Source organism: Thermoactinomyces sp. CICC 10521 (assembly GCF_016055135.1).
Lineage (GTDB): Bacteria > Bacillota > Bacilli > Thermoactinomycetales > Thermoactinomycetaceae > Thermoactinomyces_A > Thermoactinomyces_A daqus.
The window spans coordinates 74,286-95,498 of sequence record NZ_JAECVZ010000001.1 but is presented as its reverse complement, the minus strand read 5'-3'; the positions used below and the strand labels follow the sequence as shown (position 1 = coordinate 95,498).

22 protein-coding genes are annotated in these 21,213 nt (G+C 49.7%); 20 read left to right on the top strand and 2 right to left on the bottom strand.

Annotated elements, in window-relative coordinates; translation table 11 throughout:
• Nucleotides 1-14: 14 nt before the first annotated feature.
• The 14 genes from I8U17_RS00555 (at nucleotide 15) to I8U17_RS00490 (ending at nucleotide 13,409) form a co-directional block, all read left to right on the top strand.
• Nucleotides 15-518: a hypothetical protein gene (locus I8U17_RS00555; protein ID WP_033100955.1), complete on the top strand. Its 504-nt coding sequence runs from the start codon at nucleotides 15-17 to the stop codon at nucleotides 516-518.
• A gap of 56 nt (nucleotides 519-574) precedes the next feature.
• On the top strand, nucleotides 575-2,833 hold the full coding sequence (gene recD2 / locus I8U17_RS00550; RefSeq protein WP_198058893.1) for an SF1B family DNA helicase RecD2: 2,259 nt from the start codon (nucleotides 575-577) through the stop codon (nucleotides 2,831-2,833).
• A 116-nt stretch (nucleotides 2,834-2,949) separates the two neighbouring features.
• The gene (locus I8U17_RS00545; protein ID WP_198058892.1) at nucleotides 2,950-3,456 is read left to right on the top strand and encodes a PRC-barrel domain-containing protein; all 507 of its coding nucleotides are present in this window, start codon (nucleotides 2,950-2,952) and stop codon (nucleotides 3,454-3,456) included.
• A gap of 15 nt (nucleotides 3,457-3,471) precedes the next feature.
• Nucleotides 3,472-3,672, top strand: coding sequence for a hypothetical protein (locus tag I8U17_RS00540; RefSeq protein ID WP_198058891.1), 201 nt, complete (start codon nucleotides 3,472-3,474; stop codon nucleotides 3,670-3,672).
• A 21-nt stretch (nucleotides 3,673-3,693) separates the two neighbouring features.
• Nucleotides 3,694-3,897, top strand: a complete 204-nt coding sequence (locus tag I8U17_RS00535; protein ID WP_033100952.1) for a hypothetical protein — start codon at nucleotides 3,694-3,696, stop codon at nucleotides 3,895-3,897.
• 119 nt (nucleotides 3,898-4,016) lie between these two features.
• Nucleotides 4,017-5,093: an AI-2E family transporter gene (locus tag I8U17_RS00530; protein ID WP_370589191.1), complete on the top strand. Its 1,077-nt coding sequence runs from the start codon at nucleotides 4,017-4,019 to the stop codon at nucleotides 5,091-5,093.
• A gap of 481 nt (nucleotides 5,094-5,574) precedes the next feature.
• The gene (alaS, locus tag I8U17_RS00525; RefSeq protein ID WP_033100950.1) at nucleotides 5,575-8,199 is read left to right on the top strand and encodes an alanine--tRNA ligase; all 2,625 of its coding nucleotides are present in this window, start codon (nucleotides 5,575-5,577) and stop codon (nucleotides 8,197-8,199) included.
• Between the two features lie 83 nt (nucleotides 8,200-8,282).
• Nucleotides 8,283-8,531 carry an IreB family regulatory phosphoprotein gene (locus I8U17_RS00520; protein WP_033100949.1) on the top strand — a complete coding sequence of 83 codons (249 nt, stop codon included), beginning with the start codon at nucleotides 8,283-8,285 and terminating at the stop codon, nucleotides 8,529-8,531.
• A gap of 12 nt (nucleotides 8,532-8,543) precedes the next feature.
• Nucleotides 8,544-9,017 carry a Holliday junction resolvase RuvX gene (gene ruvX / locus I8U17_RS00515; protein ID WP_052154173.1) on the top strand — a complete coding sequence of 158 codons (474 nt, stop codon included), beginning with the start codon at nucleotides 8,544-8,546 and terminating at the stop codon, nucleotides 9,015-9,017.
• Nucleotides 8,998-9,321, top strand: a complete 324-nt coding sequence (locus I8U17_RS00510; protein ID WP_033100948.1) for a DUF1292 domain-containing protein — start codon at nucleotides 8,998-9,000, stop codon at nucleotides 9,319-9,321. Before ruvX ends, I8U17_RS00510 begins: the two co-directional genes overlap by 20 nt.
• A gap of 12 nt (nucleotides 9,322-9,333) precedes the next feature.
• On the top strand, nucleotides 9,334-9,624 hold the full coding sequence (locus I8U17_RS00505) for a DUF1292 domain-containing protein (protein WP_033100947.1): 291 nt from the start codon (nucleotides 9,334-9,336) through the stop codon (nucleotides 9,622-9,624).
• Between the two features lie 103 nt (nucleotides 9,625-9,727).
• Nucleotides 9,728-10,807, top strand: a complete 1,080-nt coding sequence (gene mltG / locus I8U17_RS00500) for an endolytic transglycosylase MltG (RefSeq protein WP_052154172.1) — start codon at nucleotides 9,728-9,730, stop codon at nucleotides 10,805-10,807.
• Between the two features lie 200 nt (nucleotides 10,808-11,007).
• Nucleotides 11,008-12,834: a peptidoglycan D,D-transpeptidase FtsI family protein gene (locus tag I8U17_RS00495; protein ID WP_198058890.1), complete on the top strand. Its 1,827-nt coding sequence runs from the start codon at nucleotides 11,008-11,010 to the stop codon at nucleotides 12,832-12,834.
• Nucleotides 12,835-13,082: 248 nt separating this feature from the next.
• A complete protein-coding gene (locus tag I8U17_RS00490; protein ID WP_033100946.1) occupies nucleotides 13,083-13,409 on the top strand; it encodes a hypothetical protein in 327 nt (108 codons plus the stop codon).
• Nucleotides 13,410-13,554: 145 nt separating this feature from the next.
• Here the strand turns inward: I8U17_RS00490 and I8U17_RS00485 are convergent, their stop codons facing one another.
• Nucleotides 13,555-14,289 (bottom strand): sulfotransferase family 2 domain-containing protein, encoded by a 735-nt coding sequence (locus I8U17_RS00485; RefSeq protein WP_033100945.1) that lies wholly within the window; start codon nucleotides 14,287-14,289, stop codon nucleotides 13,555-13,557.
• Nucleotides 14,290-14,535: 246 nt separating this feature from the next.
• Here I8U17_RS00485 and I8U17_RS00480 point away from each other — a divergent pair, with 246 nt between their 5' ends.
• The gene (locus tag I8U17_RS00480) at nucleotides 14,536-14,814 is read left to right on the top strand and encodes a hypothetical protein (protein ID WP_033100944.1); all 279 of its coding nucleotides are present in this window, start codon (nucleotides 14,536-14,538) and stop codon (nucleotides 14,812-14,814) included.
• A 103-nt stretch (nucleotides 14,815-14,917) separates the two neighbouring features.
• On the opposite strand, the gene I8U17_RS00475 is transcribed toward I8U17_RS00480, so the two are convergent.
• A complete protein-coding gene (locus tag I8U17_RS00475; RefSeq protein WP_198058889.1) occupies nucleotides 14,918-16,279 on the bottom strand; it encodes an amino acid permease in 1,362 nt (453 codons plus the stop codon).
• 310 nt (nucleotides 16,280-16,589) lie between these two features.
• Here I8U17_RS00475 and I8U17_RS00470 point away from each other — a divergent pair, with 310 nt between their 5' ends.
• The 5 genes from I8U17_RS00470 to I8U17_RS00450 all read left to right on the top strand — a co-directional run bounded on the left by I8U17_RS00470 (nucleotide 16,590) and on the right by I8U17_RS00450 (nucleotide 21,184).
• The gene (locus tag I8U17_RS00470) at nucleotides 16,590-17,297 is read left to right on the top strand and encodes a DUF969 domain-containing protein (RefSeq protein WP_198055238.1); all 708 of its coding nucleotides are present in this window, start codon (nucleotides 16,590-16,592) and stop codon (nucleotides 17,295-17,297) included.
• A complete protein-coding gene (locus I8U17_RS00465) occupies nucleotides 17,294-18,262 on the top strand; it encodes a DUF979 domain-containing protein (protein WP_033100942.1) in 969 nt (322 codons plus the stop codon). The genes I8U17_RS00470 and I8U17_RS00465 overlap by 4 nt, the downstream gene beginning before the upstream one ends.
• Nucleotides 18,263-18,277: 15 nt before the next feature.
• Complete coding sequence (gene pcp / locus I8U17_RS00460; RefSeq protein ID WP_033100941.1) at nucleotides 18,278-18,922, top strand: pyroglutamyl-peptidase I; 645 nt, start codon at nucleotides 18,278-18,280, stop codon at nucleotides 18,920-18,922.
• A gap of 134 nt (nucleotides 18,923-19,056) precedes the next feature.
• Nucleotides 19,057-20,292: a CynX/NimT family MFS transporter gene (locus I8U17_RS00455; protein ID WP_052154170.1), complete on the top strand. Its 1,236-nt coding sequence runs from the start codon at nucleotides 19,057-19,059 to the stop codon at nucleotides 20,290-20,292.
• Between the two features lie 274 nt (nucleotides 20,293-20,566).
• Nucleotides 20,567-21,184 (top strand): TetR/AcrR family transcriptional regulator, encoded by a 618-nt coding sequence (locus I8U17_RS00450; protein ID WP_033100940.1) that lies wholly within the window; start codon nucleotides 20,567-20,569, stop codon nucleotides 21,182-21,184.
• The last annotated feature ends 29 nt before the right edge of the window (nucleotides 21,185-21,213 follow it).

The following is a 21,213-nucleotide window of genomic DNA, read 5'->3' as shown; positions in this document are numbered from 1 at the left end:
GGGGAGAGAGGACTGTGAGCATCAATCCGCTTAACCAGATGGAAGACTGGGAAAAAGAGATGGATAACATCGATTGGAAATCGATACTGAAGGATATAGATCGTGCCCTGATGGATAATTTGGCAGCCGAACTCGGCTTTCCTTCCTTTGAAAAATTGGAGCACGCTTCCGAACGGGTTGTGGACGATTATTACATTGCTCACCTCTCCGACGGACGGTGGGTATGGTGGAATCCCGTAACCTATGCCAAAGAAGACCCGCTCTATTTTGCTGATAAGCGGGAAATCATGGCGTTTATTGCCAAATTTTTAAATCTGCCCAAAGACCGGCTCGGACAGCTGAAAGCGGGATTGGATCAAGTGATTCAAACCAGGCGTTGCAGCTGTTGCGAACATGAATTTAACCCGGCGGACCCCGAGCGCTACAAGTGGGATGAAAGACGGGAGCAGAACCAATTTTGTTCCCCGGAATGCGCGATGGAGAGTCTGATGGGGGAAATGAAAGATGATTTTCTCTGAGAGATGACCCTCGGTTCGGGGTCATTTTCCTTATCATCGGTAAAAGGTGTAGGATCATGAAGCCATCTCAAATGGAATTGTTTCAAACGAGTTATGTAAAAGGCTCCTTTATCCAGGAGATCTTTTACAATGAGGAAAACGGATACGGAGTTTTTCTCATGCGGGCCACGGAGGCATCGGAAGAACTTCCGCAAGAGGAAATCACCGTGGTGGGGAATATGCTCCGTCCCCATGAGGATGAGATCTATACCTGCTACGGTGAATGGAGAGAGCATCCCAAATTCGGGCGTCAGTACTATGCCCGGCAGGTGAAAAAGGAGTTTCCGCGGACAAAAGAAGCGATCGTCAGATATCTTTCAAGTGAGATCTTCACCGGAGTCGGAAAAAAAACGGCTGAAAAAATCGTGGAGCATCTCGGGGAAAAGGCGCTGGATCAAATTGCCGCCAATCCTGAAGTGCTAACGGAAATCAGGGGGATCTCCCCTGCCAAGGCGCGGACGATTGCCGAGCACCTGCAGGAAAACCAGGCTCTGGAAGAAGCGCTGGTCTATCTATACCAGTTTGGCATCGGACCTGCTTTGGCGCTCAAGATCGTGCAGACGTATAAACATCGCACTATCGAACTGTTAAAAGAGAATCCGTATCGCTTGATTGATGATATCGAAGGAATCGGTTTCCGCCGGGCCGATGAGATTGCGCGGGAGCAGGGATTGCCGGAAGATGCGCCGGAACGTTTTCAGGCGGCTGTGTTATATGCCGTGAAAGAGGCATCCGTCTCCAAAGGGCATGTTTATGTGACGTGGGATCAGCTCAATCAGGAAGTCAATCTTCTCCTGGGAGGGGCAGGGGTTGAACTTTTTTCCGAAAGCGCCCGGGAAAAATATGTCGAAATGCTGATTGATGATGAACGGATTATTTTGGAGGATGACCGTTATTATCTGCCGTCGCTCTACTACGCCGAATATGGTTTGGCCATGCGGATCAAACAATTGCTGGAGCAGGAATCGGAAACGGATTATCCCGTATCCGAACTGTACCGAGCGATCGGCGAGATCGAGGAAGAGCTGGGAGTGACCTATGCGGAAAAGCAGCGGGATGCGCTTCTCACCGCCCTTTCTTCACCGTTTATGATTTTGACCGGTGGTCCCGGTACCGGAAAAACGACGGTCATCCAGGGGATATGCCGGTTATTTGCAAAACTGCGTGAAATCTCGCTCGACCCTGATCATTATGAAGCCGCGGAGCAGCCGTATCCGATCCGCTTGGTGGCTCCGACCGGTCGGGCGGCCAAGCGGATGTCGGAAACAACCGGTCTTCCGGCGATGACGATCCACCGCCTGCTGGGGTGGAAAGGGGACTTTTTTGAACACGGTGCCGAATCCCCGATTGAAGGCGACCTGCTGATTGTCGATGAAGTTTCGATGCTGGATACCTGGCTGGCCAATCAATTGTTTCGCGCGGTTCCCCAAGGGATGCAGGTGATCATGGTGGGAGATCAGGATCAGCTGCCTTCGGTCGGGCCGGGGCAAGTGCTTCACCATCTGCTTCAGGTGGACAAAATCCCCCGTGTCGAGTTAACGGAGATTTTCCGGCAGGCGGAGGGCTCTTCCATCATCAGGCTGGCCCATGCGATGAAACGCGGGGAAGTTCCGGGAGATTTGCTCATCCCCCAGCCGGATCGGCGTTTTTTTCCCTGCAAAAAAGAGCAGGCCTTGCCGATCATCGTCAAAACGGTAACCAATGCCATGAAAAAAGGGTACACGATTTTCGATATTCAGGTACTGGCGCCGATCTACAAAGGGCCGGTCGGGATCGACCGCATCAATCGGGAAATTCAAGCGGTGGTCAATCCAAAGGATGAAAACAAAAAGGAACTGACCTGGGGCGATTCTGTCTTTCGGCTGGGGGATAAAGTGCTCCAGCTGGTCAATCACCCCGAGCATCCCGTCTACAATGGCGACATGGGAAAGGTGATCGCGATCGAGGAGAATGCATCCCCGGATCAGCCGGTTTTATGGGTGGCCTACGAACGGTTGGAGGTCCCGTATAAAAAATCGCAGCTGGGACAAATTGCACTTGCTTATGCCTGTTCCGTGCATAAGGCGCAAGGCTCTGAGTTTCCCATCGTTGTGTTTCCAGTTTTGCACACGTACCGGCGGATGTTGGAACGAAACCTTCTCTATACCGGGATTACACGCAGCAAATCGTATCTGATCATGTGCGGGGAAAAGGAAGCATTTGCCGACGGATTGAAGCGACAGAGCGGAGAAAAGCGCAACAGCCGGTTGAAAGACCTGATTGAGGAAGAGTGGTAGCCACGGTAACCCGGCCCCGGCAAGACCGGCACTTTCATGGAAAAATGGCAACAACTCCCCTACATGCACGGCGAAGCCTTTCCCAATACTAATGACAGCGGGGGAGGCTGATTTCCTTGCGCAAATCCCAGGAAGTGATCGGGCTTTCCGTCATCCATTTAAAAACAGGGGAAAAATTGGGTACGGTTACGGATCTTTTGTTTGATCGGGATCAGCGTTGGCGGGGGGTTGTTTTGCAAGAAGGTGGTTTTTTCAAGAGGAGAAAATATATTCGATCTGACAACATCGTATCAATCGGCAAGGATGCGGTAATGGTGGACAGCGACCAGGTGATTCTTCCCTTTGACCGGAACGCGGAAGAGTGGATCAGCATTTATAACGGCGAAAACAAATTGAAGGGCCGTCCTCTGCTTACCGCCGGCGGTTATGAAATGGGGATGGTAGAAAATGTCTACTTCATGGAAGAAGTGGGAACGCTGATAGGGTACGAACTATCCGGCGGGCTTATCAGCGACCTGGCAGAAGGGCGAAAAGTGGTGAAAACCACGCATCCGCTCACGTGGGGAAAAGATGTGCTGATCGCCCCGCATGACCGGATTGAAGTTAAGGATGCAAGGATTTAAAGGAAGGGAAGAATCATGCTGCGTTGTCCCAACTGCAATTCGCACGACCTGGGAAAAGTGGGAACAAACCAACTTTATTGTTGGCAATGCTTTATTGAAATGACCACCGAAAATGACAAAATCGCTTCTGTCTACCAGGTGGAGGAAGATGGAAGCTTAACCTCGCTCAACGACCTGTTTTTGGAGGAAAGCAGTCACGTTCAATTTTTCGATTAACCGTGCCAAAGGAGGGGAAACATGGCTCGCCAGACAATCATGACCCTTTTGTTTGGTGGACTGTTAGCGATCGGAGCAAGCATGTTTTTGAGAAGAAACAGACGGGTTTCCAAGCCTTTTGTTCAGACCGTTGTCCGCGGCATCCAAAAAAGTCCGTTTCTGCGCCGGTTTGTCGTCGAGGAAACCCTTCGACGCATGTTCCGTCGCCTCCGGATGGCAAGGTAACACAGGAAAACCCCTGGCTGAAAATGTCAGGGGTTTCCATTCATGCGGCGAGCTTCATAAAATGGTTCCGGTTTTCGTATCTTATGGATAAGCCCATCGTTTAAGCGGAGGTGCCGCCAGTGGAACGCTGGAGTGTGCAAAGAGCCTTGACCATTTCGCTGTTCATTCTGGTTCTGCTGGGAATCGTCTTCCTGTTGATGCAAATCAGCCCGTGGATCCGCCTTTTATTTGCTTTTCTCAAGGCGGTTTTGGGCCCATTTCTCATTGCGGTCATTATTTCCTATCTGCTCAATCCGATAGTCAATCTGTTAAGCCACCGCTTATTGCCGCGTTCGCTGGCGGTTCTCCTCATTTATACGCTGTTTATCGCTTCGATTGTGATTCTGGTCATCAATCTGGCGCCCGTGCTCGAGGTTCAGCTGGGCGAATTGGCTGAGCACTTGCCGAAGTGGAACGCCAGGCTGCAAAGCATGATTCAGGAGTATAATGACCACAGCAAGGAGATGTTGCCCCTCAGTCTGCAAACGGCCGTGGAGCGTTCGCTGGGACGGCTGGAGATGAAAATGACCGATTATGTAGGCGGACTGATGAGCGGTATCGGGAGTACGATCAATCAGCTGTTTTTGTTTTTGATCATTCCCTTTCTCGCTTTTTATATGTTGAAAGACATCCATTCCATCGAACGAACCTTGCTCCTCATCATCCCGAAAAAGAGCCGGCGCGAGACGATTCGCGTTCTGAGGGATATGGATCTGGCGCTGGGCAACTACATACGCGGCCAGTTTCTGGTTTGTCTGGTCGTCGGGCTGCTGTCCCTGATCGGTTACGTCATTGTCGGCCTTCCTTATGCCCTGCTGTTCGCCGCGCTGGTGGCCGTCTTTAACGTCATTCCCTATCTCGGCCCCATCTTCGGCCTGATCCCGGCCCTCTTTGTCGCCTTTATTTCCGGATCGATGAAGATGGTGATCGGGGTGGTCATTGTCAATCTGGTCATCCAGATCCTCGAAGGGAATTTTATTTCCCCGCAAATCGTGGGGAAAAGTTTGCAGCTGCATCCGCTGGCGATCATCTTCGCCCTGCTCGTCGGAGGAGAACTGGGCGGAGTACTGGGCCTGATCCTGGCGGTTCCTCTCTTTGCCATGGGAAAAGTGGTCTTTGAGTATGTGATTGATCATTTTGTCCGGCGGGGGGTTTGAAATTTTGTGCAAAGCGGGTATAATAGATCGTGAATTGCAAAGCGCTAAAGATGATGACGGAACCGAGCGATCTTGTCCCCGCCAGAGAGGAAAACCCGGTGGCTGGAAGGTTTTCCCGGAACAGACAGGTTTGCAGCCAGTTCCCGAGTGCAGCTAATCCCTGCCGGTGAGTGAGCATCACTTGCCGTTATCTTATTTTGCTAGAGTGACCGTGATTACATACCTGAGCCAGGTGCTCGGGAAAAAATAAAGCGGTAAAAAGGGTGGTACCGCGGGAAGCCTTCTCGTCCCTTATTTGAGGACGGGAGGGCTTTTTTGGTTGCTCATAAAAGCATTCATCTTCTTTAGCACAACCTTGGAATGAACGTTCTGGCAAATTCGGGAGGGTGAATGGTGCTTTTGTTGACGGTCGGGAGCGCGCATGACCCTTCCGGAAACACTTTATTCATGAACCAGAAATCTGAGAAAAGGAGGACTCCGCATGAAAGCAAGTGAAATTCGTCGCAAGTTTTTGGACTTCTTTGCGCAAAAAGGTCACAAAATCGAACCCAGCGCTTCACTCGTTCCGGTCGATGATCCCACCCTGCTCTGGATCAACAGTGGCGTGGCAACGCTGAAAAAATACTTTGATGGACGGGTGAAACCCGAAAACCCGCGGCTTGTCAATTCGCAAAAGGCGATTCGCACCAATGACATCGAAAATGTCGGTTATACGGCGCGCCACCATACCTTTTTCGAGATGCTGGGCAATTTTTCTGTCGGGGATTATTTCAAGGAAGAAGCGATTACCTGGGCGTGGGAGTTTTTGACCAGCCCTCAATGGATGGGATTGAATCCGGATCGTCTGTCGGTCACCATCCATCCGGAAGATGATGAAGCTTACCGGTTATGGCATGAAAAAATCGGCATTCCAGAAGAGCGGATCATCAAATTGGAAGACAACTTCTGGGATATCGGGGAGGGTCCGAGCGGACCGAATACGGAGATCTTTTATGACCGGGGAGAAGAATGGTGCGATCCGAATGATCCGGAATGCTACCCGGGCGGGGAAAATGAACGTTTCCTTGAGATCTGGAACCTCGTTTTTTCCCAATACAACCATAATCCGGACGGTTCTTACACCCCGCTTCCGCAGAAGAACATTGATACCGGGATGGGTCTGGAGCGGATGGCTTCCGTCATGCAGAACGTTCCTACCAACTATGATACGGACCTGTTCCGGCCAATCATTCAGGCTACATGCGAGAAAGCAGGGGTAAGGTACGGAGCGGATCGCGAAACGGATATCGCCCTTAAAGTAATCGCGGACCATATCCGCACGATCGTTTTTGCGGTGGCCGATGGGGTGCTGCCTTCCAATGAGGGCCGGGGCTATGTATTGCGCCGCTTGTTGCGCCGGGCTGTCCGTTACGGCAGAAAACTGGGAATGACGCGCCCGTTCCTTTATGAATTGACGGGCGTCGTTGCCGATGTGATGCGTGACTTTTATCCGGAACCTGCCGGGAAACGGGAGTTTATCGAACGGGTGATCAAAGGGGAAGAGGAGCGCTTTCTGGAAACATTGACAGAAGGACTGCATATTTTAGAAGGGGTCGTGGAGAAAGCCCGGTCCGAAGGGCGTACAGCCATCACGGGAACGGAAGCGTTCAAATTATACGACACCTATGGTTTTCCGCTCGACTTAACCGAAGATTTCGCCCGGGAGCACGGCCTGAGTGTCGACCGGGAAGGTTTTGAAAAGGAAATGGAACGGCAGAGGGAGCGGGCACGGTCCGCCCGTCAGGATGTGAACAGCATGAAGGTTCAAGGAGGACCGTTGGACGAACTGAAGGTGGAAAGCGAGTTTGTCGGTTACGGGGTATGGGAAACCGGGACGGAAATTGTGGCCATCATCCGCGAGAACGAACTGGTGGATCAATTGAGCCAGGGGCAAACAGGGCTTCTCCTTCTTGCCAAAACCCCGTTTTACGCTGAGAGCGGAGGGCAAGTGGCTGACCGCGGAACCATTGTGACCGGTCATGGCCGCCTTCGTGTGACAGACGTGCAAAAAGGGCCGCGCGGTGAACACGTTCATACAGTCGTGGTGGAAGAGGGCAGCGTCTCTGTCGGCGAATCCGCCCAGGCGCAGATCGATGGAAGCCTTCGTCAGGACATCGTGAAAAACCACACCGCCACTCACTTGTTGCACAAAGCTTTGAAAGAAGTTCTCGGAACCCATGTCAACCAGGCTGGTTCTCTCGTTGCACCGGATCGCCTCCGCTTCGACTTTACCCATGTCGGGGCGATGACGGCGGAAGAAATTCAGGATGTCGAACGGCGTGTAAACGAGCAGATCTGGGCAAATACTATAGTGGAAACCATGATCAAACCGCTTGATGAAGCCAAAGCGATGGGGGCAATGGCTCTGTTTGGCGAAAAATACGGTGAAGTGGTACGCGTTGTGAAAGTAGGGGACTACAGCCTGGAATTGTGCGGCGGAACCCATGTTCACAGCACAGGGGAGATCGGGCAGTTCAAGATTGTCAGCGAAAGCGGAATCGGATCGGGCACACGCCGAATTGAAGCAGTAACCGGCCGGCATGCCTATGCCTACGTGGAAGCAAAATTAAATCTGTTGCAGGAAGCTGCCGAATGTTTAAAAGCAAACCCGCAGGATTTGGTCGCCCGCATTGAACAATTGCAGGAGCGGATGAAAGAGATGGCGCGCGAAAATGAGTCGCTCAAAGCGAAAGTGAATCGTGCGGCTGCTTCCCAATTGGAAAGTCAGGTTCAGGAAGTGGCGGGCATTCCGGTTTTGGCCGCCCAAGTGGAAGCAGGGGATATGGAAGGGCTTCGCTCCATGGTTGACGACTTGCGCCGGCAACTGGCAGAAGGGGTGATTGTGCTCGGTTCCGCATCGGGCGGAAAAGTGCAGATCGTCGCTTCCATCTCGCCGAAGTTTGTCAAGGAAGGCCTTCATGCCGGCAAGCTGGTCAAAGAGGTGGCGACCTTATGCGGAGGCGGCGGAGGTGGCCGTCCGGATATGGCTCAGGCTGGCGGAAAACAACCCGAACGTTTGCCTGATGCACTGAAACGGGTATATGAATGGATAAAGGAGCAAAAGTAATTTTAAAATGAAAGGATAATGTCCGAGCAAAGGCGAAGAAGTAAAAAGCTGGTCATCCAAACGAAAGAGGTGTGAGATTATCCATGGATGAAACGATGAAATTCAATTTTCGGGGAGATCAAAATGTCGATCCGAAAGACGTCCTGTTTCATGTATATGAAGCCTTAAAGGAGAAGGGTTATAACCCGATCAATCAAATCGTGGGTTATCTCATTTCCGGAGACCCGGCTTACATTCCTCGCCATAAGAATGCTCGCACAATGATCCGCAAGCTTGAACGCGACGAACTGGTTGAAGAACTGGTGAAATTTTACCTCGAAGCAAAAAAATGAAAGGAAACGACCATGGGTTTGGATGAGTTTTCCTTGGATATAGATGGTTCATCCAGAGTGCTCGGACTTGATATCGGTGATCGCAGGATCGGTGTAGCCGTCAGCGATTCCCTCGGGTGGACGGCTCAAGGAGTGAAAGTGATCGACCGAAAGCATGCAGATTGGCTCTCCGAGATGGACAAATTAATGGAAAGCCTTCATGTGAAAGAGATTGTGGTCGGTTTGCCGCGTAACATGAACGGAACCATCGGCCCGCGCGGGGAGCTGTGCATAAAAGTGGCGGAAGAGCTCAAGGAGCGCTACTCTCTTCCCGTGCATCTCTGGGATGAACGCTTATCTACAGCCGGCGCGGAACGAACGCTGATCACGGCGGATGTTTCGCGCCGCAAACGAAAAAAAGTAATCGACCAAATGGCCGCAACTTGGATTTTGCAAGGGTTTTTGGACGCGAAGAGGAGGCAGACACATGACGGATCACACCCATGAACCGGAATACTTGATCATTCCCAATGAAGACGGGGAAGAAGAGAAATTTGAAATCATGTTTACGTTTGAGCATGACGAAACAGGAAAAAAATATATGTTCGTCACACCCGCCGAGGAAGACGAAGAAGATGACGGAGACGATTACCAGGAAGTGCTCGCTTTCCGCTATGAAGATGAGGACGGCGATTTCCGGATTGAAATGATCGATGAGGACAATGAAGAAGAATGGGATATGGTGGAAGAAATGTTTAACACACTCTTTAGCGGGTTAGAATTAGAAGAGGAAGAAGACCATCGCGAATAAGAGGGATTGACGATGAATCAATCAGGACCCAGAGAAGTCTATATCTTACGGAATCGCCTGCACCCGGGCGAACCGCTTCAGTACCCATCGGACAATGGCAATCCCGTCCCTTATCGCGTTCTCAGTGAAATGGAAGTGAACGGTGAACATTACGCTGTTTTGCAAAAACACGATGATCATCCGGATGATGCATATCTCTTTCGGGTCAAGCAGGGGCAGATTGTGGAAATTGATGATGAAACCGAGTGGGAAAATATTGCCGAAGCTGTAGACGAAATGTTATATTTTCATGACTTTCAATAAAAACGGGGAGATCTCCCCGTTTTCTTTTTTAAAATCTATGCTAACATTAAATAAAGGTTTTTCGGGAAAGAAGGTATAAAGGGGAAAAAGGAGTCTTTAAATAATGAAATGGTTCTGGCGCATCTTCTTTACGCTGGTGTTGCTTGCCGGTTGGGGAGTATTGGGATATCAGTTTGTGTTTTTTACGTTGGGTTCACCCAAACGGACAGCACCGGTTGAAGTTGAATTACCCAAAAATACCTCACTTGTACAAATCGGCGAAATTTTGCAGAAAAAACATCTAATAAGAAGATCCTATTTTTTTCGTTACTATGCAGCTTATAAACATAAAACCAATTTGCAAGCAGGAGTATACCAGATCGAACCGACCGAATCCCTGGATGACATGCTTGCCAAATTTCAAAAGGGCGAACAGAATACAGTGAAGGTGACGATTCCAGAAGGATGGAATGTCATGCAGATCGCCAATGCCTTGGAGCAAAAAGGCTTTGATAAAGAGAAGTTCCTGTATTATCTAAACAATAAAAAGCCCAAGTATGAATTTGAAAAAGAGATCCCGAATAACCCCGCCCGAAAATACAAATTGGAAGGGTATTTATATCCCGCTACATATAATTTTTATAAAGAAGAGTCACCCGAGGAGATTATCAATGAAATGCTGGGTGAGTTTGCCAAACATATGGAAGAACTTCATGCGCGGGACATTTTGGAGTCCAATCCGCCAATGAAGGGAATGACAGTTGATCAGTGGGTGACGGTTGCTTCGATGGTGGAGAAAGAAGGAAAAGTAAAGACGGAGCTCCCGATCATTGCCGGCGTGATTTACAACCGTTTGAACAATAATGATCCCAAGGATGATCATCTGGGAATCGATGCCACCTTTTTGTATGTTGAGATGTTGACGGGCCAAAAGATGCCCATGCATAAACTGCGGAAAATCCCCAATCCCTACAACACCTATTTAAACAAGGGATTGCCTCCGGGACCGATCAGCAACCCGGGTGTTCAATCATTGCAGGCGGCCCTGAGTCCGAAAAAACATCCGTACATCTATTATGTTGCCCGCAGTGACGGGACAGGCCTCCACTATTTTGAGACGACCGTGGCTGAGCATAATCGGGATATAGCCAGAAGCAACGCCAATGAACGTAAATTAAAAGAGAAATCTTCAACAGCTCAATAAAAGCTCCCCCCCTCCAGACCGGAGGGGTTTTTTTGCCGGTCTATCTTGTGCCGGAAAGCGGTGTCCCCTTAACCCCCTCTTTTTGCTTCGTGTGTTAATCCCCAGAGTGTGCCAAAGTCATGACAGTTTTTATCCATCCAAAAGTATACCTCGTTCTTTTCCTGTCCATGCTGGAGAAAGAGAAGAGCGGGGTGGAATCTATGAGAAAAATACGAAGGAGCTGGATCGTCAGCCTTTTGTTCATCATCGCTTTTATGGGGATTATCTTCAGGCTGTATATGATTCAAATCGCATCCACCAGATCGTTTTCCTTGTTTGATGAGCAAGTGGACCTGATTGCAATGGCGCAATCGCGACAGAATAAGGAAGTCGTCATCGACAGCGGACGCGGGGAGATCCTGGACCGCAACGGAAAGTCACTCGTGGGGGAAAAGAATTGGCATTTGCTCGTTTTTCCCCAGTCTGAAGAACAAATTGCCTATCAGCAAAAAAAAGTGAGAGCTATTACCGATCTTATCCACTATCCGATGAAAGAGTTCATATCGCTGGTGACCCGGTTGCGGACACCGATGATTCTGACGCGGGAAGACGGCAGGGAGCTGATCCTGACACCGGATCAGAAAGAAAAGATCGATGCCCTTCACCTGCCGGCCGTGCGAACGGTCATGTCCGATCAGCGAATGACCTTGAATCAGCTTGGGCAACAGGTGATCGGTCAAGTGGTTCGCAGTCCGTTGCTGATGAAAAAATGGTTTGAACCGGAAGTGGAAAGCGGAAAATGGAACAGCCAGTCTCTCTTGGGGATTTCCGGATTGGAAGCGGCTTTTGAGCCTTTTTTGCATGGAGAAAATGAAGATCTTCTCGTCTATACCACCACTCAAACCGGCAGGCCGCTGACCGGAGTACAGATGCTTCAAAAGAAAATCGGCGGAATTAATGAAGATCCTCCGAAAACCATTGTGACCACGATTGACAAGGAACTGCAGCGGCAAGTGGAAGAATTGATGAAAGAGAAGCGGATGGAAGACGGTGCAGTGGTGGTGCAGCAGATTGCCGACGGGGATATTTTGGCCATGGCGAGCAGCCCGAAAGGGACGACGATAGAGGATGAGAAAAATCCCTGGGAAAACCGGGCCGTGATGGAAGCGACACCGGGATCGATCTTCAAGACGGTGGTCGCGGTCGCCGCGCTTGATACAGGATTGGTTAAACCCGACACCGTTTTTTACTGCAATGGAAAACTGGACCGGTATCACTTGCACGATGACAATCCCAAAGGGCACGGACGGGAAACCTTTGCCGACGCCTATGCCAATTCCTGCAATGTCGTATTGGGAACAGTTGCACAGACACTCGGTGCTCAAAAACTCTCCTCCTATGCCAAGCGGTTGGGGCTTGCGCAAGAGGTGATCTGGAACGGCCGCGTTTTTGATGAAGCGCATTTTTCCCAGTTTCCGGAAGAGCAGACCGGGCTGATTTTCGCCAAAAACACGCAGGCAAATGATCCGGGTGTTCTGGCACAAACCGGAATCGGGCAGCATGATGTCAAGATGACACCGCTTCAGGCGGTCAATATGATCACTTCTCTGTTTCACAGGGGAAAAACGCTGGAACCCAGACTGGTGAAGGAAATTTGCGATCAGAACGGGCGGGTCCTCTACCGCTTTCGCAACCAGTTCATCCCGGGTGCAAAGCCGATCAAAGCGGATGCGCTGAATGCCGTCAAAAAAATGATGCGAAAGGTGGTGACGGACGGGACGGGCAAATCTGTCTCCCGTGCCCCATGGCCATTGGCGGGCAAGACGGGAACGGCCCAGGTCGGTGTAAAGAAAGACAAGTATAATAAATGGATGATCGGATTCGGTCCCGCCGACCATCCGCGATATGCGGTGGCTGTCGTCCTTCGTTCGGTTCCGGACGACGGAGATCCGCGAGCCATGCAAATCTTTCAACAGGTAATGGAGTTGCTGGCTCAGATGGAAAAAGCGGAAAAAAAGATCGATGAAAAAGATGATGGCCAGAAATAAGTGAAGCAGACGTGATTAGTGGTAAGCAGGGAATCCGCTTGAATCAGAACGTCACTTTTCCATGGAATGAAGAGCGGGACAATTGGAGATTGCATGGAATAAATACATTTTTAAAGAAAATAAAACTGATTTTGATGTGAGAAGAGCATTTGAATATAAAATCAACCAGTGCGAGTTTTTGTTGTTTTGTTATTTCGATCCGATTATGATATAGGTAGTGATAGGATAAGGTTAAAGGAGTAGAAATAATGAAAATCACAGTTAATTTGACAAAAGCCGAACTGGACCTGATTGAAGAGGCTCTTTTGCAATATCAAAATCTTTTGCTCAAGTCGAAAGATCAAGATGAAATGGTCAATGATGAACTGAAACTGGCCCGCCGTGTCCTGGAGGAATTCGGGATGGAGGGACTGGAAGAGGAGACTCAGCCGCAACAGCAACAGCAACAACAAAAGGCTTTGCCGATGCCTCCGTCCAACCAGTATCCCACACCCCATAACCAATACAGCCCGCCGAACCAGTATCACGGTCCCAATACATTTGTGGCGCCGAATCAATACCCTTTTTCCCGTTAAGGGTGGAAATAACAAAAAGCTTCCCGCAAGAGGGGGGCTTTTTGTTATGCACTTGTTCCGGGCATGCGTTTCAACGTGGGTATGTACGAACAGGCTGAAGGCCGGTGGGAGAGGAAGGGGATTGGTCACCCCCTTCAACCCGAATTCACCGATTTGCGCCTATGAAACGATCCATCCTTTCCTTGGCCGGTTCCGGCAGATTTTTGATCTGATTGGTCAACTGCTCTTTGCAATATTCATAGATTTGATAATCCAAAGCGTTTTGTTCCTTGATGTGCCGGATTGCCTGATCGGACAACGGGATTTTTTTCGGCTTGTTTTTGGTGATGTTTTCTTTGCTGTAAGGCTTATGTTTCCATCCCATCAGCCGGTTCAGCATAAAAACGGATTCAGGATACATTTCCGTAATGCCGACGAAGAGATAATGCTTGCGGATGTTTTCCATCGCCAGTTTGATGTCGGGATCATTTTTGCCCGAGATGAAACGGGTTTGGTGATTATGCAACGGAAGGCTAATCCGCGGATCGCGGCTGAAGATATACTCTTCCAGACTCATTTTATTTACTTTATTGTGAAGCCTGTTGCTGGGACTGGAGCGAATAAAGTAATAGGATGAAATGATTCGTTTCAGCGGATCGCGCAACATCGTGATATATTGAAATGGCCGGTCAAAATGACGGTGTACTCCGAAGCGGCAATGACCATAGACGCAGCGGATATGGGAGATTTTGGACTGTGGCACGAGGTTGAGGACACGTGCCTGATGATGAGCCGGATATTTATAGATATGATGCGGAGCAAAATGCTGGTCGATAATTTTGCGCAAGGTCAGCCCGCCGGTTTTCGGAATGTGAGAGAAAATGAGGATCGGTTGAGACATCTGGTTCCCGCCCCTTTCCCTGATATAATGACTATCAACGAACCTATTCGTAATATATGGTAAACAGAAAAGTTTGCCTCTGCTAGATGTCTTGATTCATGCGCCTGATCAAAAATGGATACTCGTTTTTTTGCCATGGTGTTCATTGAGTTTTTTTGGGTGGAATCATAAAATAATAAAAAAAGAACCCCTTCTTAAAAATCAGGATTTGTCGATGTGGGTTACTGGCATAGGGAGCTTTTGGGGATGAAAGATAAAGAATTGAGGAAAAAGTTGCAGGAAATGCGGGTAGGAGAGGTGTTGCGGTTTTCCGCAGACCCTCCTGATGAATCATTGGAAGTGGAACGCATTATGATCGGAATGGAGGAAGGATGGGCCGTTTATCATCGTAACGAACGAATGATCATGCACGATCAGGAAGAAACGGTTCAATACTTGAGTAAATACTGGAATATCAATATCAAAAAAGTAATGGATTCGAGATATTCAGAGCTGGGGGAGATCATTGACCTCGGTGAATATTGAAAGATGCACAGCCCGGAAAGGCCGGAGGAAACCCTCCGGTGTCCCCATGCACTTTCACGGAGAAAACGGCCGGATGAAAAAGACCCGGCCGTTTTTTCTGTGTTTACTGTTCCGGATGAACCGATTGCGACCGCTGAACCCCTTTTTTCGCCAAATAGATGAGGGTCAGCAGAAACAACCAGCAGAATCCGGTATAAATGGCGAAGCTCCATGCCTGATTCAGCAGCATGGTGAGCAAAAACAACACCAAAAGCACGGCACCGGCCCATGCAAGAACCGAAGCTTTTCCGGTCTTTTTTCTCCGGAGGCGGGCGTAACTGAGAAAGATGATGATCCAGGTGAAAATACCGCCGAAAATCGAAATGCCGAAGAGTGTATTATAGGCTTGCGGATCAAACAGATTGAGGAGAACGGCGACACCCAATCCAAAGGAAGAGACGATCAGAGCCATGAGCGGAATTCCGCGGCGGTTGACCTTTCCGAAAACAGCAGGGGCATAGCCGCTCTTGGACAGTGAAAACATCATCCGTGTACAAGCATACAAATTGGCATTCATCGTGGAAAGCGCAGCGGTGAGGATGATGAAATTCATCACTCCTGCAGCATAGGGAATATGGAGCGATTGCAGCACTTTGACAAACGGACTTTCCTGAATCTGTTCGCCTCCGATTTGATTCCACGGCACGATGCAAACCATGACCAGTGTGGATAGAAGGTAAAAAATAACGAGTCGGGCCACCATCCATTTCATGGCCCTGGTCAGTGCCTGCTTTGGTTTTTTTGCTTCTCCCGCCGTGATGGCGATGATCTCGGTTCCCATAAAGCTGAACATCGCCATGGCGCTGCCCATCCATACCCCTTTCCATCCATGGGGAAGAAATCCGCCATAAGCGAGCAGATAGTGGGTGCTTTGCGTGCCGTTTCCGAAAATGAGGGCGATGCCCAACAGGATAAAACCGATGACGGCCACCACTTTCAGCGTGGAGAACCAGTATTCAAACCAGCCGAAACTCTGAACAGAAATGGCGTTAATCCCGATAATCAGCAGGGAGAATGCAATGATCCAAATCCAGGATGGCAGGCCGGGAAACCAATATTTCATATAAAGCCCGATCGCCGTCGCTTCACCGCCGATCACGATCGCGTTTGCCGCCCAATACGTGAATCGAACCGCGAAACCAAACCAAGAACCCAAATATGTTTCTGCATGGAGGCCGAAAGAGCCCGCGGTCGGATGGATCACCGAGAGCCGGGACAAGCAAAAGACCATGGCCAGAACGATCAACGAGCTGAGAAGATAACTGAATAAAACACCCGGGCCGGCATAATGGATGGTCAGACTGGAACCCATGAATAAACCGGTTCCAATCGCACTCCCCAATCCAATCATGATCATCTGCCGTTCAGACAATGACCGCTGTAATACATCCTCGCGTTTCTCAAACTGATCTCTGCTCAAACTCAACTCAACCACCCTCAACATAAATGAAATTATTTTATAGTAAGCAAGAAACAACTCGCTCTGCTCTATTTTACGGGATGTGTCCGCAAATTGCATAACAATTTCTGGTTTGGTGATAACAGGCCGGAAGCGAATTACAAATTTGAATGACCAGCCATAAAATAGTATAATGATTCGTAAATTACATAAATTAATGTGTATACAGTATTGTTTTCGTTATTTACCGATTCAACATCTTTCAGCGGGATAAGATTTAGTACAAACATATTTGATGCTTTGCGACGATTTCAAAACGATGGGAGGAGGGGGCTTTTTGCTTAAGCTCATTGGCATCCTGGTTGTGGTCATCGGTTTCCTGTTCCGATTCAATACGTTGCTCGTTGTCATGGGAGCGGGAATTATTACCGGATTGGTATCTGGAATGTCATTTAATGATATTATAGAGAAATTTGGCGAAATTTTTGTGCAAAACCGGTATATGTCGATGGCGATTATCTTAACGCTTCCGGTTATAGGCGTTCTCGAACGTTACGGTCTGAAAGAACGGGTGGAGATGATGATCGCCAAAGCAAAAAATACAACGGCCAGCCGCATTCTGCTCGTTTATTTATTTATAAGGGAGTTATCGGCGGCAATCGGTCTTAACATCGGAGGGCATGCACAAACCGTTCGCCCGTTGGTCGCTCCGATGGCGGAAGTGGCAGCGCAGGTGCGATATGGAAAGCTGCCGGATAAAGTGATGCAAGAGATTCGCGCCTATGCAGCTGCGATGGAAAATACGGCCTGGTTTTTCGGAGAGGATATTTTTATTGCCACCGGGGCGATTTTATTGATGAGCGGGTTTTTTCATTCGGTTGGCATGAATGTGGGAATCTGGGATATGGCTTTATGGGGATTGCCCACCGCGACAGCTGCATTTTTGATCAGTTGGTTTCGCCTGTACCGGCTGGAAAAAAGACTGGGCCGCTTTGGCAAAACAGCACAAGCGAAGAGCAGGGAGAAGGGCGGTGCCAATAAATGAAATCACTGGTTCCTATGAATGACCTGTATGCGCTGATCGGCCTGATCGTCGCAATGATCGCGATTCAAGTGGCTTTAAACAAAAAGCATCCGACCCGATGGACATCGGCCCTTTTTTGGGGGATTTTTGCCTTTACTTTCATCGCCGGCGATTTCGTTCCTCCTTTGATCATCGGTTATCTCGTCATCGTGATGGTGATTTTGGCTGCTCTCGGAAGAGTGAAAGCCCCGTCCCACTCGGAAGGGTCCGGCAAGGATGAACGGATTCATCTGGCCCAACGCCTGAAGTGGAAAATTTTTATACCAGCGCTTGCCATTCCGGTTGTGACGGTGATTGGCACACTCACGTTGGACAGGTTGAAATGGGGTTCGGCCGTGCTGGTGAAGAAAGAGGATGTCACACTGGTATCCCTGGGGCTGGCCACGATTATCGCTTTTGCGATTGCCCTTTATGTGACGAAAGCGAAGATGAATGTTCCGTTTCAAGAGGGGAGCAAATTGCTCCAGGCGGTTGGCTGGGCCGTGTTGCTGCCGCAAATGCTCGCCGCTCTGGGAGGCATTTTTGACAAAGCGGGTGTGGGTAATGCCGTGTCCCATCTGGTAAAAGGGTATCTGCCCGCAGATAACGGGTTTGTCGCCGTCGTTGCTTATTGTGTCGGGATGACTCTTTTTACAATGGTTATGGGAAATGCTTTCGCCGCCTTTGCCGTGATCACCGGAGGAATCGGTTTACCCCTGATCGTGCATGCACATGGGGGCAATCCGGCGATCATGGCTGCACTGGGCATGTTTTCCGGTTACTGTGGAACACTGATGACGCCGATGGCTGCGAACTTCAATATCGTTCCTGCGATGTTGTTAAACCTGGATGATCAGAATGCGGTAGTGAAAAAGCAAATACCGACCGGTATCGCTCTGTTCCTGGTCAATATGTTTCTGATGTATTTTCTCGTTTATCGCTTTTAAAGGGAGGCATTGCGGATGGAGACGGTTTTATTGACGGGATTTTCCCCCTTTGGAGGGGAAACGGTCAACCCTTCATATGAAGCGGCCAAACGACTACAGGGAAAATGGGTGCACGGGTATCAGGTGGTGGCTGAAGAATTGCCAACCGCTTTTGGCCGTTCGCTCGAGCGGCTCTGGCAACTGATCGACTATCATCAGCCGAGGATTGTCATTTGTGCGGGACAAGCCGGCGGGCGCGATTCCGTCAGCATTGAACGCGTTGCACTGAACATCATTGATGCGCGGATTCCCGATAACGAGGGACAGCAACCGATTGATACACCGGTCGTTGAAGGGGGCCCGGCAGCGTACTGGTCCAGCCTGCCGGTCAAGGCCATCGTAAAAAGGATCAGGGAAGAAGGGATCCCCGCACATGTTTCCCATACGGCCGGAACGTTTGTGTGCAATCATGTGTTTTACGGATTGATGCACCGGCTTCAACAGGAAAAAGGAGTGCGCGGCGGCTTTATTCACATCCCTTTTTCGCCGGAACAGGCTGTCCATCATCCGGGACAACCGAGTATGCATCTGGATCTGATTGTAAGAGCTTTGGAAGTGGCGATTGAAACCACCATCCGGACAGAGGAGGACATTCGCGAAGCGGGTGGAACCATCAGTTGATTTTTTCCCGGATCATTTGCTTGCGGGAACCGCAATTTTTTGGTGGTTGGGAGGATGGAGAGAATGATTGGGGTTCGGAGGCGATTTTGTGTTAAGATAGTCCAGACAATCGTTCGTTAAAGGAGTTTTATCGGATGAAAGAATATTCTCTGACCCAATCACAGCAGCTGCCAGCGAGAAAAACCCTTTTAGTTTTGGGAATCATCTTTGTCGCGCTGAACTTGCGCCCGGCGATTACTTCCGTCGGTCCCTTGATCGGGTGGATACGCGAAGATTTGGGCATTTCCAACGGGATGGCGGGATTTATCACAACGCTCCCTCTGATTGCCTTTGCCCTTCTTTCATTGCTTGCCCCCCGCTTTTCCCAATGGTGGGGAAATGAATTATCGGTGTTTTTCGGTTTGCTCATTTTGACCGGCGGGATTGTGATCCGTTCAACGGGAACGGTCTTCGCCGTTTTTTTGGGGACAGCTTTGGTGGGGATTGGCGTTGCCATCGCCAATGTGCTGTTGCCCGGCATTGTGAAGCAGCGATTTCCCGGACAAGTCGGGTTGATGACCAGTGTTTATTCGACTTCCATGTGCGCGTTTGCGGCGCTGGCATCCGGGGTGAGCATTCCCCTGGCAAAGGGGTTTCATCTGGGATGGAAATATTCCCTGATGTTTTGGGCCGTTTTGTCTGTCCCTGCCGTTCTCATTTGGATTCCCCAGTTGCGTGGCCATGGCAAACCGGCCGCGACCTTGCAACCCGGGATCCCGGAGAGGTCTGCCGGTTCCTTGTGGCGTTCGCCCCTGGCTTGGAAAGTGACATTTTTCATGGGGTTGCAGTCTTTTTTATTTTACTGTACCGTCGCCTGGCTTCCCGAAATTTTGCAAAGCCATGGCATGAGTGAAGAAATGGCGGGATGGATGCTCTCCGTTTTGCAATTTGTCAGCCTTCCGGCGACATTTCTCACTCCGGTGCTTGCGGACCGGATGCCGCAGCAAAAAGGCATTGCCGTGCTGATCGGCTTGATCCAGTTAGGTGGAATAGCGGGCCTGTTTGCTGACGGAACGGCCGCTCTGATCAGCAGTATTGTGCTGACCGGAATTGCCCAGGGGGCGAGTATCAGCTTGGCTCTCTCCCTGTTGGGGCTTAGAACCACCGATGCCGTCCAGGCGGCCAAGCTTTCCGGAATGGCTCAGTCGGTCGGATACTCCCTGGCCGCCGTCGGGCCCACCCTGCTCGGTTTCTGGTATGATTTGACTCATTCCTGGGAGCCTTCGTTGATACTTCTGGCGCTGGCCACAATTCTTATGATTTTGGCGGGGATTGGTGCCGGCCGCAATGAATATGTACTTTCTGAAAAAAATGGGCCGATAGCTGAGTAATTGGCGTCCCGTGAGGGGGATGCCTTTTTTTGTGCTCATCACCAGACGTAATCAGTCAAAAGCTATACTTGTGACGATCACGTTGAACAGCCCGGCGTGGGGAAGCGAAATGTTTGAGAAAGCCGGCCCGCCAGGCTTCAACCTCGGCATGTTCCCCTCTTGATTTTTGCCGTGAATGTGGAGAGTTATGTTCGAAATTGCTTTATCATGGTACTTATAGTACCATATAAGTATTAATGGTACTATAAATTTTGGATGAATGAAGGAAGGCGCGATGAATAAACAGGAGAAAGCGAAGCAGAAGATTTTGGACTATGCCGCGAAAAAGATCTGGACCGAAGGGTATTCCAACGTCTCCATCGCGGATTTTGCCTCCGAACTCAAAATGAGCAAATCGACTTTCTACAAATATTTTTCCAGCAAAGAAGATTTGCTGAATGAAGTGATTGAAAGTTTTTTCGGTGGGATCGTGCGGGAGATTGATGGGATTACCTCAGACCCGGCCCTGGATTTGACCGGGCAAATCAAAAAATTGTTGTTTGTGATCAGCGGACGGATCTCGCGAATTGAGGTTGCCGCCCTCCATGACATGAAACGGGCGGTTCCCGATGCCTATGCCCGGTTTGAGGCACAGCGCAAACACGTGATTTTGAACAAGCTCATTCCCCTGTTTGAGGAAGGAGTGAAGCAGGGGATCTTTCGAGACGATCTTGACCAGACCTTGGTGGTGACGATTGTCATGAATGCGATTCAAACCGTTGCCAATCCGGAATTTTTGGCCCACACCCCCTATACGCTGAAGGATGTATTCAGACACATCTCTACGCTCATGATTGAGGGGAACCTGACAGATGCGGGCAGACAGCGCTTTTTTGCAAGCGCCGGGCTTTAAGAATCGGCTGGAGAGTGTTACTCCTCACT

Coding starts and splice junctions, on each gene's coding strand:
- I8U17_RS00505 (WP_033100947.1), top strand. CDS start 9,334: ATGAATCAATCAGGACCCAGAGAAGTCTATATCTTACGGAATCGCCTG.
- alaS (WP_033100950.1), top strand. CDS start 5,575: ATGAAAGCAAGTGAAATTCGTCGCAAGTTTTTGGACTTCTTTGCGCAA.
- I8U17_RS00495 (WP_198058890.1), top strand. CDS start 11,008: ATGAGAAAAATACGAAGGAGCTGGATCGTCAGCCTTTTGTTCATCATC.
- I8U17_RS00520 (WP_033100949.1), top strand. CDS start 8,283: ATGGATGAAACGATGAAATTCAATTTTCGGGGAGATCAAAATGTCGAT.
- I8U17_RS00490 (WP_033100946.1), top strand. CDS start 13,083: ATGAAAATCACAGTTAATTTGACAAAAGCCGAACTGGACCTGATTGAA.
- I8U17_RS00510 (WP_033100948.1), top strand. CDS start 8,998: ATGACGGATCACACCCATGAACCGGAATACTTGATCATTCCCAATGAA.
- I8U17_RS00535 (WP_033100952.1), top strand. CDS start 3,694: ATGGCTCGCCAGACAATCATGACCCTTTTGTTTGGTGGACTGTTAGCG.
- pcp (WP_033100941.1), top strand. CDS start 18,278: ATGGAGACGGTTTTATTGACGGGATTTTCCCCCTTTGGAGGGGAAACG.
- mltG (WP_052154172.1), top strand. CDS start 9,728: ATGAAATGGTTCTGGCGCATCTTCTTTACGCTGGTGTTGCTTGCCGGT.
- I8U17_RS00465 (WP_033100942.1), top strand. CDS start 17,294: ATGAAATCACTGGTTCCTATGAATGACCTGTATGCGCTGATCGGCCTG.
- I8U17_RS00540 (WP_198058891.1), top strand. CDS start 3,472: ATGCTGCGTTGTCCCAACTGCAATTCGCACGACCTGGGAAAAGTGGGA.
- I8U17_RS00450 (WP_033100940.1), top strand. CDS start 20,567: ATGAATAAACAGGAGAAAGCGAAGCAGAAGATTTTGGACTATGCCGCG.
- recD2 (WP_198058893.1), top strand. CDS start 575: ATGAAGCCATCTCAAATGGAATTGTTTCAAACGAGTTATGTAAAAGGC.
- I8U17_RS00485 (WP_033100945.1), bottom strand. CDS start 14,289: ATGTCTCAACCGATCCTCATTTTCTCTCACATTCCGAAAACCGGCGGG.
- I8U17_RS00455 (WP_052154170.1), top strand. CDS start 19,057: ATGAAAGAATATTCTCTGACCCAATCACAGCAGCTGCCAGCGAGAAAA.
- ruvX (WP_052154173.1), top strand. CDS start 8,544: ATGGGTTTGGATGAGTTTTCCTTGGATATAGATGGTTCATCCAGAGTG.
- I8U17_RS00480 (WP_033100944.1), top strand. CDS start 14,536: ATGAAAGATAAAGAATTGAGGAAAAAGTTGCAGGAAATGCGGGTAGGA.